The 13,826-nt window shown below is 42.5% G+C and carries 10 protein-coding genes; 7 read left to right on the top strand and 3 right to left on the bottom strand.

The annotated features are described in order from the left end of the window. Nucleotide 1: 1 nt before the first annotated feature. The gene (rseP, locus tag NXR94_RS06300; RefSeq protein WP_258103747.1) at nucleotides 2-1,318 is read left to right on the top strand and encodes an RIP metalloprotease RseP; all 1,317 of its coding nucleotides are present in this window, start codon (nucleotides 2-4) and stop codon (nucleotides 1,316-1,318) included. On the opposite strand, the gene NXR94_RS06295 is transcribed toward rseP, so the two are convergent. Further along, complete coding sequence (locus NXR94_RS06295) at nucleotides 1,319-3,355, bottom strand: OmpA family protein (protein WP_258103746.1); 2,037 nt, start codon at nucleotides 3,353-3,355, stop codon at nucleotides 1,319-1,321. It abuts the gene before it with no gap. A 151-nt stretch (nucleotides 3,356-3,506) separates the two neighbouring features. Here NXR94_RS06295 and lon point away from each other — a divergent pair, with 151 nt between their 5' ends. Genes lon through hslU form a run of 3 tightly spaced genes read left to right on the top strand, consistent with a single transcriptional unit; the run spans nucleotide 3,507 to nucleotide 8,346 of the window. Beyond that, entirely contained in the window at nucleotides 3,507-5,975 is a 2,469-nt protein-coding gene (gene lon / locus NXR94_RS06290; RefSeq protein ID WP_258103745.1) for an endopeptidase La, read from the top strand. Continuing rightward, on the top strand, nucleotides 5,976-6,971 hold the full coding sequence (porQ, locus tag NXR94_RS06285; RefSeq protein WP_258103744.1) for a type IX secretion system protein PorQ: 996 nt from the start codon (nucleotides 5,976-5,978) through the stop codon (nucleotides 6,969-6,971). A gap of 1 nt (nucleotide 6,972) precedes the next feature. Continuing rightward, nucleotides 6,973-8,346 (top strand): ATP-dependent protease ATPase subunit HslU, encoded by a 1,374-nt coding sequence (gene hslU, locus NXR94_RS06280; protein WP_258103743.1) that lies wholly within the window; start codon nucleotides 6,973-6,975, stop codon nucleotides 8,344-8,346. Here the strand turns inward: hslU and NXR94_RS06275 are convergent. Both NXR94_RS06275 and NXR94_RS06270 read right to left on the bottom strand, forming a co-directional pair. Continuing rightward, a complete protein-coding gene (locus tag NXR94_RS06275; RefSeq protein WP_258103742.1) occupies nucleotides 8,343-8,831 on the bottom strand; it encodes a histidine phosphatase family protein in 489 nt (162 codons plus the stop codon). The genes hslU and NXR94_RS06275 overlap by 4 nt on opposite strands. A gap of 90 nt (nucleotides 8,832-8,921) precedes the next feature. After that, on the bottom strand, nucleotides 8,922-10,337 hold the full coding sequence (locus NXR94_RS06270) for a S8 family serine peptidase (RefSeq protein WP_258103741.1): 1,416 nt from the start codon (nucleotides 10,335-10,337) through the stop codon (nucleotides 8,922-8,924). A 92-nt stretch (nucleotides 10,338-10,429) separates the two neighbouring features. On the opposite strand from NXR94_RS06270, the gene NXR94_RS06265 reads away from it, so the two are divergent. The 3 genes from NXR94_RS06265 (at nucleotide 10,430) to murA (ending at nucleotide 13,779) form a co-directional block, all read left to right on the top strand. Continuing rightward, the gene (locus NXR94_RS06265) at nucleotides 10,430-11,719 is read left to right on the top strand and encodes an aminopeptidase P family protein (protein ID WP_258103740.1); all 1,290 of its coding nucleotides are present in this window, start codon (nucleotides 10,430-10,432) and stop codon (nucleotides 11,717-11,719) included. 93 nt (nucleotides 11,720-11,812) lie between these two features. Further along, entirely contained in the window at nucleotides 11,813-12,472 is a 660-nt protein-coding gene (locus NXR94_RS06260) for a DUF4290 domain-containing protein (RefSeq protein ID WP_258103739.1), read from the top strand. Beyond that, nucleotides 12,472-13,779 (top strand): UDP-N-acetylglucosamine 1-carboxyvinyltransferase, encoded by a 1,308-nt coding sequence (gene murA / locus NXR94_RS06255; protein ID WP_258103738.1) that lies wholly within the window; start codon nucleotides 12,472-12,474, stop codon nucleotides 13,777-13,779. Before NXR94_RS06260 ends, murA begins: the two co-directional genes overlap by 1 nt. Nucleotides 13,780-13,826: the final 47 nt, after the last annotated feature.

The following is a 13,826-nucleotide window of genomic DNA, read 5'->3' as shown; positions in this document are numbered from 1 at the left end:
AATGGAAGGATTGATCATGGCAGCCCAGTTGATTCTGGGCTTATCAATATTAGTTGGATTGCATGAATTGGGGCACTTGCTGGCCGCCAAGGCATTTGGAATGAGAGTAGAAAAATACTCTATCGGATTTCCTCCGAAAATATGGGGTAAGCAGTTTGGAGAAACTGAATACTCTATTGGAGCAATTCCTTTGGGAGGTTTTGTGAAGATTTCAGGGATGGTAGACGAGTCGTTGGATACTGCATCGCTTTCTTCCGAGCCGGAACCATGGGAGTTTAGGGCAAAGCCAGCCTGGCAGCGCCTTATTGTGATGATGGGTGGAATCATTGTCAACGTAATCACCGGAGTGGTGATTTTCATAGCACTTACACTTGTGAATGGCGAATCATATTTACCCAAGCAGGAGCTCAACAAGAACGGTATTGTAGCACTTGAGTTAGGTCAATACATTGGGCTGGAAACTGGGGATAAAATATTGGACATTAGCGGAAAGGACTACGAGAAGTTTGTTGATCTAATGAGTCCTGAGGTGCTATTATCAACAGATGGCTACTTCACCGTGGATCGTAATGGAAACACTGTGAAAGTGAATATCCCTAATGACTTTATTGACAAGTTTGGAGATAAGGATCGTAAAGGATTTATTGAGCCTCGTACGCCTTTTAAAGTAGGGGACGTGTCTGTAGGAAGTGCTGCTGATAAAGGTGGGCTTGAAACCGGAGATAAATTCCTGGCGCTTGGCGGAGCTCCGGTAACCTATTTTGATGAGTTCAAATCAGTCATTGACACCCTGAAAGGTCAGCTGATCAATGCTACTATCGATCGATCTGGTGAGAGAAAGGAATTGACATTCCAGGTTAGCGATGAGGGTACGTTGGGTTTTGTAGCGGACAGAGAACTTAATTATTCATTTGTTCAGCATGGCTTAGGGAAATCCATGGTTCTGGGCACAGAAAAAGCTTTCGGAACGGTATGGCATAATATCGTTGCACTAGGCAAAATATTCACCGGAGATGTGTCTCCATCCAAATCCCTGGCTGGTCCGATAAAGATTGCTCAGATTTTCGGAGGCACATGGAATTGGAATCGATTCTGGGATATCACAGGTATGCTGTCAATGATCCTGGCATTCATGAACTTTTTACCCATCCCGGCATTGGATGGAGGACATGTAATGTTCCTTTCTTATGAAATCGTTTCTGGAAGAAAACCTTCGGATAAGTTTCTTGAAAATGCTCAGAAAATAGGAATGATCCTGCTCCTGGGCATTATGGGATTTGCCATTTTCAATGACGTTTATACCAGTTGGTTTAACTAATTAATCTCCGTAGGTTGCGTTACCCGCTGAGTCGATTTTGATGTTGATGGCCGGTTTATCTTTTGTCGCCGGTCTGTAGATCTCAAATTCGACCCGGCGATTAAGTGCCATATCGGCTTCTGTATGTTCTTCTACAATAGGGCGGGTATTTCCATAGCCCTCCCATTCCACGCGGATAGCCTCAACTCCTGCAAATTCTACGATGTAGTCACGGATGTTTTTGGCTCTGTCTTTTGAAAGCTGGAGATTGAACTCATCTGTTCCGTAGGAATCCGTATGTCCGGAAATAATCAGTTTGAAAGAAGGATTGTCGTAAAGGAAGTTGACCACTTTGTTCAGGTCAGCGTACATTTCCTCTTTCATTTCTGATCTGCCATTATCAAATTCAATTGATTCAAATTCAACGCGACTGGCAATTGGCTCAGTAACCTTGTCCAGACTGGTAGGGCCATCAAGAAAAAAGGCGTCTTCTATCCTGAAAAAATCATCTCCCTGTATAACAAGTAGATAGTTGCGTTGATCTATCAATTTAAACTCAAACGATCCGTCAGGACGTAGAAATTTAGGAGCCACCTCAATCCCTTCATCAAGGTCGATGATGGATACAATACCCTTGAAAGGTTGTCCTGTCAAACTGTCGGTCAAAGAACCAACAACTAAAGTTGTGGCTAATGGTTGCGCCTCCATCGGCAATGGAAAAGAATAGATATCCTGTTTATTTAAGTCCCTGGAAAGCGAGCGTGCGTAGAAGAGGAGTTCAGAGTTATTATCAATGGTAAAGTAAAACTCACTTCCTTGCCCATTGACCAATGGTCCAATATTTAAAGGTTCACTCCAGTCTCCATTGACCTGATAAGATTTGTAGATGTCAAACTCCCCAAAATTGTATAGCTGACCATTCGAACTAAAGTAGAGTACATCGAAGACCGGATGATAAAATGGGCTTACATCATTTTTTCGTGTGTTAATAACCGGACCCAAGTTTTGAGCTGGCGCCCATTGTCCATTTTTAGTTTTGTAGGTGAAATAGATGTCTGCCAGACCAAAGCCTCCAATTCGATCGGATGCAAAATATAGTGTGTCTTCTGAATGAGAAAGCGCAGGATGTGAGTCCCATGCTAAACTGTTGACATTGATGCCAAGGTTTTTGATCTCTCCCCAGGTACTATCTTCCTGTAAGGTAGCTGTGAAAATATCACAGTCCCCATAGCAATCTATGCAATCACACCGGCTGAAATAAAGGGTCTTTCCATTTTTGCTTAGGTAGGCCGAGCCTTCGTTGTAATTTGAGTTCACCTGTTTAAACTCCTTTGCCTGGGACCAATTTCCATATTCGTCTTTGATGCTATAAAAGAGGTCCTCATTCTGTTTCTTTCTTACCGTCAGGTCCAGTTCATTGCGTTTTGAGGTAAAAAACAGGACATTATTTTTAACACTCAATGTGGGGCCATAATCTGCCATAGGACTATTGATCTCCGGACCCATGTTAAGCAGGACCCCTCTAGGAGGTCTAAGAGTGTCTATGAGTTTACGGTATTCGACCAGTTCATAATAGTAGTCCAAAGGGACGTAGCTTTCCGCCTCCTGATTATTGAGTGTGTCATAATAAATTTCGATCTCACTCAGGTTGATGCCAGTATAATGGTGTCTCAGCACAAGTCTGTAAAGATCCTTTGCCATTTTAAAGTCACCATACAATTCCGTGAGCTTGGCCAGTCTCCAGATTAATCGCGTGTCTTTATAAAAGTTTTGAATACCAAATTCACTCACATAGGAGGATAAAAGAGGATACAATTCCTCCCATTTTCCCTCTTTTTCCAACTTCCTGATTTGAGCCATTTTGTCGGCATTATAATGGTCAGGAATCTTATTAATGTTTTTGAAATGATAGATATTGAGCTGGACCTCAGGCGGTAGCGAATCTAATCGAAAGTTGATAGCAGATCGCCTGGCAGGTTTGTTTTGAGCCGATGATTCACAAAGCCAAAATGTAGCTCCCAACACTTGGAGTATAAATAACACAACAACCCTGCTCATAAATATGCCTTTTCGGCAGACACGCTTAGATTTCTGGCTAAAGATAACAGGTTTTGGAGTACCATAGCTATTTTGGCATAGCTATTGAAACTTTAGTGGAGCACGAATTTTTTAGAGATGGAATGGCAGAAATCTGCCAAATTGACGCAGTATGTTAAAAGACAAATCCTCAAGATCAATCATATTATCAAATTTTGTCAATGATGAGTCCGGTGAAATGATTCACGTAGAGACGATTCAGGATACCGAGCAGGTTGACGAGAAAGATTATCCGGAGGATCTGGCGATTCTCCCCATAAAAAATACGGTCCTTTTTCCGGGAGTGGTCCTGCCGATCACGGTAGGGAGGTCCAAATCTATAAGACTGGTTAAAAAGGCCTATAAAGGCAATCGCATCATTGGAGTAGTTGCACAAAAAAATAAGGTTGAGGAGCCGGATTTTGGAGATATCTATCAGGTAGGATGTGTTGCTAAGATTTTAAAGATGTTGGTGCTTCCTGATGGCAATACCACGATCATCATTCAGGGACAAAAACGGATCAAGCTGGTAGAAGAGGTTCAAAATGATCCTTTCATTAAAGCAAGGTTTGAGGTGTTGCATGACGAGGGTGACCTCTCTGAAGAGGAAGTGGGCGTGATCACAAAATCTCTGAAGGAGGCTGCTTACAAGGTCTTGAAGCTCAATCCGGAAATTCCGAAAGAAGCACAGGATGCCCTTGACAATATCGAAAGTCATACATTTTTGACGCATTTCCTTTCTTCAAACGTCAATGCGGAAGTTTCTGAAAAGCAGACATTGTTGGAAATCAATAGTGAAAAGCGACGTGCAGAGCAGCTATTGCAGTTTATCTTGAGAGATATTCAGGTACTTGAATTGAAGCAGGAGATCGCCTCCAAAGTGCATTCGGATATTGATCAACAACAAAGGGACTATTATCTGCGTCAGCAAATGAAGGTCTTGCAGGATGAGCTTGGGCAGGATGGATCTGATCAGGAGATCAAAGCCCTGAAAATCAAAGCAAAAAATAAACTTTGGAATAAGGAGGTTAAGGAGCATTTCTTTAAAGAGCTGGATAAAATCGGACGTATGAATCCAGCCGCTGCTGAGTATCCGGTCGCGATGAATTATGCTGAATTATTAGTGGATCTGCCATGGGATGAGGTGACGGAGGATAACTTCGATCTGAAAAGAGCAAGAAAAATTCTCGACAAGGATCACTTCGGTTTGGAAAAGGTCAAGGAAAGGATACTGGAATACCTGGCGGTTAGGAAGTTGAAAAATGATCTCAAAGGGCCTATTCTATGTCTATACGGACCTCCCGGTGTCGGTAAAACCTCTTTAGGAAAATCTATTGCAGAAGCGCTTAACAGAAAATATGTGCGTATGTCACTCGGTGGGGTACACGATGAGGCAGAAATCCGCGGACATCGAAAAACATATATCGGTGCCATGCCGGGTAAAGTGGTCCAAAACCTGAAAAAAGCGGGCTCGTCCAATCCGGTATTCATTCTGGATGAAATCGATAAAGTGAGTTCAGATTTTAGAGGGGACCCCTCTTCTGCATTATTGGAGGTGCTTGATCCTGAGCAGAATAGTACTTTCAAGGATAATTACCTGGAGGTGGATTATGACCTTTCAAAGGTGTTGTTCATTGCCACCGCAAACTCTTTGGATACCATCCAGCCGGCTTTAAGGGATAGGATGGAGATTATAGACATTACCGGTTATACGCTGGAAGAGAAGGTAGAAATTGCCAAAAAGCATCTAATTCCTAAGCAAAGGGGAGAACATGGTTTAAAGGCGAGTAATGTAGCTTTTGACAAAAAGTCAATCGAAAAAATAATTAATGACTATACACGAGAGTCAGGTGTCAGGAACCTTGAAAGGAGGGTAGCGTCAGTAATTAGAAATGTGGCCAAATCCATTGCAATGGAGGAGGAGCATAGCAATAAGATCAATGCAGAAGCCGTTCGGTCTATTTTGGGGCCTGAGATATTCGATAAAGAGTACTACGAGGACAATAAGTTGGCAGGAGTAGCTACGGGATTGGCCTGGACACCGGTTGGTGGGGATATCCTGTACATTGAAGCCAGTGTCAGTAGAGGAAAAGGTAAATTGACCCTGTCCGGTCAATTGGGTGATGTGATGAAGGAATCGGCAATGACAGCTTTATCCTACCTTAGGTCAAATGCTGAGACACTTGGAATTGATTACCGCGTTTTTGATCACTACGACTTGCATGTTCACGTTCCTGCAGGTGCGATCCCTAAAGATGGACCGTCTGCAGGTATAACGATGTTGACGGCTTTGGCATCTGTCTTCACTCAACGTATGATCCAGAAAAAACTGGCCATGACCGGAGAGATTACACTTCGGGGTAAAGTACTGCCGGTAGGGGGTATCAAAGAAAAGATTCTGGCTGCGAAGCGCGCGGGCATCACGAATATTATCATGTGCGAACGAAACCTTCGAGATGTTGAGGAAATTGACGAACGTTACGTGAAAGATTTAAACATTCACTATGTGAATACTGTACAAGATGTGCTTGATCTGGCGTTATTACAAAAGAAAGTTTCAAAGCCCATTGAATTTATCATTCCTGAACCCAATAAAAACTAATTGAGATACGCTGCCGCCATACTCTTCTTCATTGCTTTAAGCGCCCATGGTCAGTATGGTCAGTTTCAGTCATTGAACGTGCCTTCAGGTGCCAGAAGTGCTGCCCTGGGGAATGAAATGGTGTCTTTGGCAGATGGAGAGTTGATGCAGTTTGTCAATAACCCGGCTATACTGGATTCGGTTGCGCTGACAGATTTGACTTTTTGTTTCAATCCCTATTTTGCAGGGATCTCAGTTTTCTCGGGAGCGTATTATGGAGACTTTGGGGTCATTGGTCCGTTGGCAGTCGGTTTGACGTATGTAAATTATGGTCAGTTTGATCAGACCGATCCAACTGGTGCTACACTGGGCAATTTCAACGCCAACGATTATGTGATTACCCTTGGAAAAGCTCATCAACAGGGACCATTTACCATGGGGATCAACTTGAAGTGGGCATACAATAGTATTGAAAGCTATTCTGCTTCAGCCCTGGTTTTCGATGTTGGCGGGATTTATCGCTCTCCGGTGAATGATATCACCATGGGACTGGCGATCAAGAATCTGGGATTTAGAACTTCTGATTATCTGGGATCAATTAGTTCAAAGATTCCGTTTGATGTACAGGCTGGGTTGACGGTAAAGCCGGAACATATGCCTTTTAGGTTTGTGATTTCGGCATATAACCTTGCTGGGCAGCGTGCGGCCTATTATATGAATTCTGAAGCGCAGCTTGCAGGCACAACCGAATTTTTTGATAAGATATTTAGAAGAATAAATATTGGGGCGGAATTAATTTTAAATAAAAGCATACAACTTGACTTTGCGTACAGCCATTTGCGTCATCAGGAGTTAAAAATGACCAATGCAGGAGGAGGCGCAGGATTTTCGTATGGTTTGACAATAGGAATTAAAAAAATAAGACTTAGGTATGCGCGTGCTACGTATCACGCTGCGGGTGGTGCGAACTTCATCAGCATAGAGACTAACCTAAAGTCCTACAAAAAAATACTTTAGCATGAGAGATTTAACACCAAAACAGATAGTAGCGGAGCTTGATAAATACATCGTCGGTCAGATGGATGCCAAGAAAAATGTGGCGATTGCATTACGTAACCGATGGAGACGGATGAATGTGAAGGAGGATATTCAAGGTGAAATTGTCCCGAATAATATCCTCATGATCGGCTCGACGGGTGTTGGTAAAACAGAAATTGCCAGAAGGCTAGCCAAAATTGCGGATGCGCCATTTACAAAAGTAGAAGCCTCCAAGTTCACCGAAGTAGGGTATGTTGGACGCGATGTTGAGAGTATGGTGAGGGACCTGGTGGAGCAGGCTGTGAATATGGTCAAAGTAGCAAAAAAAGAGCAGGTAAAAGAAAAGGCAGCTGAAATTGTTGACGGGATTATTTTAGATGCATTAATTCCTCCACTAAAAGCTGGTAGAAACACCCACGCCACAGGTTTGGTAGGTGATGCTTCAGGCGAAGATCAGGAGTTGAATGAAAAGACCAGAGAGCGATTCAGGGAGAAGGTTAAAAATGGTGAGATGGATGATCGCAAGATCGAAATCGATGTGAAGCAATCTGCTAATTCAGGTATTGGAATGATAGGTGGAGGAATGGACGAGGCCTCAATGATCAACATTCAGGAAATGCTCGGAAATATGCTTCCGAAGAAAACCAAGAAAAGAAAGGTGAGCATTGCGGAAGCGAGAAAAATCCTACTTGAGGAAGAAACTTCTAAGCTGATCGATATGGACGAGGTCAAAGAGGAAGCGTTGGAGAAGGCGGAAAATACAGGGATCATATTCATAGATGAGATTGATAAAATTGCCAATAGTGGCTCAGGAAAGGGTGGGCCCGATGTGAGCAGAGAAGGAGTTCAGAGAGACATGTTGCCAATTGTGGAGGGGAGTGCGGTGAGCACTAAGTATGGTGTGGTTCATACCGATCACATTCTGTTTGTTGCTGCAGGAGCTTTTCATGTGAGTAAACCTTCTGATCTGATTCCCGAATTACAGGGTAGGTTCCCTATTAGAGTAGAGTTGGAAAGCCTGACTAAAGCTGACTTCCTAAGAATACTTCAGGAACCGAAGAACGCCTTAACGAAACAGTATACAGCTCTGGTAGGTGCTGAAGATGTTAGTTTGTCCTTTCAGCCGGAGGCTTTAGAAGAATTGGCTGAAATAGCCTTCAGGATCAATGAGGAAGTCGAGAATATTGGAGCAAGAAGACTTCATACGGTCATGAGCAAATTGTTAAATGACATCCTTTTTGACATACCGGATACCATAGGAGCCAATGCTCAAATTGTCATTGATAAAGCTATGGTGCAGCAAAGATTGGCCGGACTCGTTCAGGATAAAGACCTAAGCCAATATATTCTTTAAACCAATAACTTGGGGGCATGGAAAAAGAGCCTTTTTCCTCTCTTTTGACCAAATTGGCGCCAGGAGTCTATCTCAAAGCCTATTCCCATAATGCCACAGGTGGGGATATTGTCGATAGGGTCATGGCTCATTTGATTATTGAAATCAGTGAAACCGGGATTATGTCCAAATATGGCAAGTGTATTTTCCTGGTGATGTTCATGTAATAGCTTTTGAATATCTCCTGTGCTGGCATGAAATAATCTTCTGTCAGTGATAATCTTTTCTTCGGGGTAGTTCCAATGGTCTGCAAAGTGTAAGGCGGTATACAGTGCGCGACTGGCAGTGCTGGTGATAATCAGGTCAGGAGCCGGAATTTGTTCACTGGTAAATTTTGAGAGTTTTTTAAGGTCTCTTCGACCCCTTGGCCCTAATGGCCTGTCGTGATCGCTCATAGAAAAAGCCCACGAGGACTTAGCATGGCGGACCAGGTAAAGTGTCTTCATAATGGTGGTTTAGGCGGAGTATAGTTTGACTAATATAAGTCAGGAAGAGAAAAACAAAAAGTGAAGTACAACTTGATAATCTTCACGATATTATGGCCAGATGATCTCGATGAGTTCCGTTTCAATCAGGACTGAAGATTGACGACAATTGGCTGGCCTGGTAATCTTGATTCTATCTTTTTTAGGACGAAGGTTAACTCGGTGGGATACATTTCTTTGGTCTTTTTTGTGATAGATGACTAATGTTTTTCCTGTTATATTTTCCTTGATTTTGAGAGCGTTGCCCTTTGGATAATATGTTTTAATACTTTCAGGTTTGAAATCAGGGTCATCTAAAAAACGAAGGATTTTGGTGCAGTCGGGAACTCCATAACCGACATAATTATTGCCGTATGGGTAGAAATTTCCTGATTTTTCGATCACCTCAATGAGCTGCTCATTTGACAGGGTAGAATCATATTCCATCATGCATGCAGCCAATCCTGTGATGACCGGGGCGGCAAAGGATGTTCCTAAAGTAGCGTAGACACTAATATTTGGTTTGATGTATTCAAGGTTCTCCGGTCCGATGGAGCTGTAATTGATTTTATCAAAAATCCGATACTTACTGGCTCCAACTGTTAAAACATTTTTAGCGTCAGCCGGGATGGATAGGGTTTCCCATTTTTTATCTCCGTCATTTCCGGCCGCAACGACGATCAATATACCTTTTTCTCTGGCTGCCATATCGAGGGCACGGGTGAGCATACTTGTTTTGCCATCTATTTCACTTTTTGAGTGATTTTCAGACGGATCTAAAAAGCCATCTGTATAACCCAGTGATAAGTTGATCAGCTTGACTCCTTGTTTGTCGAATTCTTCTAATGCCTGAATGATATATTCCTCTTCTATTCGCCGTTCATATCCACCGTGGTCTGTTCTGGCCAGGTAATAAATGGAATTTGTAGCTAAGCCGTATTGTATTCCGGTTTCTTCATTAAGACCACCGATAAGCTCCCAGACCTCGGTGCCATGGTTGTCGTCAAGACCTACTGCCCCTCCATAGGTCTTCAGGTCGGGGGTGACAAAATCCCGGTAGTAGACCACACGTTTTTCTTTAAAATGGAGGGATAAAGTTGCGCTCTGATCGGCATCTAAAAATCCGCCATCGATAATGCCAATTCTGACACCTTTCCCGGATAGTCCTTCTGATAAAAGTGCGTCAGCTTTAATTTGATCCAAAGCAAAAGCCAGGTTAGATGATTTAGGATGATTTCCAAGAGGAAAAAAACTCAGACATTTGGTAACCGTGATGTGGTTACGTTGGAATAATTGGAGTTGCTGATCATTTAATGAATAAGTGCATGCTTCAAGCCATTCAGAGCATGAGGAAGGCTCTAGTTTTAGGTAATTAATCAGATTTATAGACTGTTTGTCCGTTTGAGAAACCCAATATTTATTTTGCGCAGTTACCTCATTCGCCAAAAACAAAAGAAATAGTACCTTTAGGATTATCCAGGCCCTCATATAAGTAATGATACGAAAACTTAATATGCCGGTGGTATTTGTGTTGAAATTTTGATGGTAGCTCTTAAGCAGACATTACCCAATACCCTAATATGAAATATCATAGAGTTGATAGTCAGCTTTTTGTTGAGAACAGAAAGAGATTGATGGAGAAACTGAAGCCTAAGTCAGTTGTAGTTGTGCATGCAAATGATATTTTACCTACTAACGGGGACGGTACCTTGCCGTTTAAGCAAAACTCCAACTTGTTTTATTTGTCAGGTATTGATCAGGAGGAGACCATCTTGCTATTAGCTCCGGATTTTCCTGATGAAAAAATGAGGGAGGTACTATTCTTAAGGGAAACGAACGAAAACATTGCCATTTGGGAGGGTCATAAGCTAACCAAAAAAGAAGGCCTTGAAATTTCAGGAATTAAAAATATCAAATGGAATCAGGCATTTCATCAGGTGCTGGGGTCAGTTTTGGCTGAATCGGAGAATATTTATTTAGCTACCAATGAGCATATTCGAAGTGTAAATCAGGTCCAGGGTGCAAATGATCGTTTTATTAAATGGTGTCAGGAGCATTATCCTTTGCACAACTATGACAGATTGGCTCCGGTTGTCTATGGCCTAAGGATGATTAAGTCTTCGGAGGAAATCCGATTGATGGAACACGCCTGTCATATTACAGAAAAGGGTTTTAGACGTGTGCTTGAGGCCACAACTCCGGGAGTTTGGGAATATGAGGTTGAAGCAGAGTATGCTCATGAATTTTTGGTGAACCGATCGGCTGGTTTTGCGTATTCACCTATAATAGCGGGAGGTTCTAACGCCTGTGTCTTGCACTACCTGGATAACAATCAGCAGCTAAAAGATGGGGACCTGTTGTTAATGGACGTGGGAGCTGAATATGCGAATTATAATGCTGATATGACCCGTACGATTCCCGTTAATGGGAGATTTAGTAAGCGTCAAAGACAGGTTTATGATGCCGTTTTACGGGTTAAAACTGTTGCCACAGAGATGCTTAAGCCTGGGATTACGATACCGGAATATCACCAGGCTGTCGGGGAGGTGATGGAGGAGGAGCTAGTAGAGTTAGGATTGATAGATCGTACAGATATAAAGAATCAAAGTGCGGAGTCACCCGCCTATAAAAAGTATTTCATGCATGGAACATCACATCATCTCGGGGTGGATGTTCATGATGTTGGGTCAGTTTATCGTCCCCTGGAGGTTGGGATGGTGCTTACCGTGGAACCCGGAATTTATATCCGTGAAGAGGGAATTGGTATTCGCCTGGAGGATAATATCCTTATAACGGAAAATGGGCACAAAAACTTGATGAGAAACATTCCGATCCATGCCGAGGAGATAGAAGATCTCATGAATAAATGAATCATTAAGTAGTAGTGTCAGACAATTAAACTACCTATCAGTAGATGGTGATTTCTAGGTAGGTTTCCTTATTTTTGAGCAAAATACAAATACATGAGTTTAGAGTATAACACCCAGAGAGAGCACCTTACTTTGAGAGAGTATGGTAGAAATGTGCAGAATCTGGTGAAATTCATCAAAACCGTTGATGATCAGGAGAAAAGAAATAAATATGCTGGCCTGTTGGTAGAGTTGATGAAGGCAGTAAACCCTGAGTTTAGCAAAGACGCTGCTGAGTATACCCAAAAGGTATGGGACGATTTATATATCATTTCCAAATTTGATCTGGAAGTAGAGGGTCCGTTCCCTGTTCCGGAATCAACTATTTTGGATAGAAAACCAGATCGTGTAGGCTACCAGTCAAATAATATCAAGTTCAGACATTACGGACGAAATATTGAAATCCTAATCAATAATGCGATTGCTCTTGAGGATCCGAATGAAAAGGAAGGAGCCATCATCGCGATAGGCAAGCTGATGAAATCTTTTTATCAAACCTGGAATAAGGATTCAATCGAGGATGAAACTGTATTGAAAAATATCAAACAGCTATCTAAGGATCAGTTGGATATTGATATTGAGAAAGTAAAACAATACGGTCTATTCGATTCCGAAAAACGACCTTCAGATTTCCAAAACAGAGGAAACAAGAACAGAAACAGCGGAGGAAAAGGCGGAAAACGAAACTTCAAAAGAAGGAGAAATAACAACTAATGACTTCATTTAGAGTGAAGGGCGGCTTACGCCTAAAAGGCTCCATCGTTCCACAGGGAGCTAAGAACGAAGCACTTCAAATCATATCGGCAGTATTACTCACCAAGGGGACGGTACATATTCACAAGATACCGGCTATCAGAGACGTAATGAAGCTCATTGAGCTTTTAGCTGATTTAGGAGTAAGTATTGAAAAGACAGGGGAAGAGTCTTATAAATTCACTGCAAGCAACGTAAATCTTGCATTTCTCGACTCAGAAGATTTTAAGGAGAAGGCTGCCGCTCTTCGTGGATCAATTATGATTCTCGGCCCGCTTTTATCAAGATTTGGAAAAGGTAAAGTACCGAAACCCGGAGGAGATAAAATTGGCCGAAGAAGACTGGATACCCACTTCGTTGGGTTCCAAAAACTAGGAGCACAGTTTAACTATGATGTTAAAACAGGGTTTTATACGGTTGATGGAACCAAACTAAAAGGTACTTACCTGCATTTGGATGAAGCTTCTGTTACCGGTACAGCGAATATCATCATGGCTTCTGTTTTGGCTGAAGGTGAAACAACCATATACAATGCCGCATGTGAGCCTTATATTCAGCAGCTATGTAATATGCTGGTTCGAATGGGAGCCAATATTGAAGGTATCGGAAGTAACCTGTTGAAAATTACAGGTGTAGAAGAGCTGGGGGGAACTGAGCATACGATGCTTCCTGATATGATCGAGATTGGTAGTTTTATTGGGATGGCAGCGATGACCGGCTCTGAAATTACGATCAAGGATGCCAGAATTGACATGCTGGGCATTATTCCGGAAACCTTTAAGCGACTGGGAATAAAGATGGAGTTCCGGGGTGATGATATTTTCATCCCTGCTCAGGAGCACTATGCAATTGACACCTTTATTGACGGATCTATTCTTACTGTGGCAGATGCCATATGGCCAGGGTTCACACCGGACTTACTCAGTGTGGTATTGGTGACAGCTACTCAGGCAAAGGGGACAGTATTGGTTCATCAAAAGATGTTTGAGAGTAGATTGTTCTTCGTGGATAAATTGATAGACATGGGAGCTCAGATCATTCTTTGTGATCCGCATAGAGCGACTGTGATAGGGCTGGATCGTGCATTTCAACTAAGAGGTATCAACATGACATCACCGGATATTCGGGCAGGGGTTTCTCTTTTAATCGCTGCAATGTCTGCTGAAGGCACCAGTGTCATACATAATGTTGAGCAAATTGATCGCGGCTACCAATTCATTGATAAGAGATTGAATGCGCTGGGAGCTGATATCGAAAGGTTTGGATAAGCTATAAAAAAGAAAGCCGCAGGGATTACCTGCGACTCTCAACCAGC

Origin of the sequence: Marinoscillum sp. MHG1-6 (assembly GCF_024714475.1) — a bacterium.
Classification (GTDB): Bacteria; Bacteroidota; Bacteroidia; order Cytophagales; family Cyclobacteriaceae; genus JAMZMI01.
This window is presented reverse-complemented; position numbering and strand designations above follow the sequence as displayed.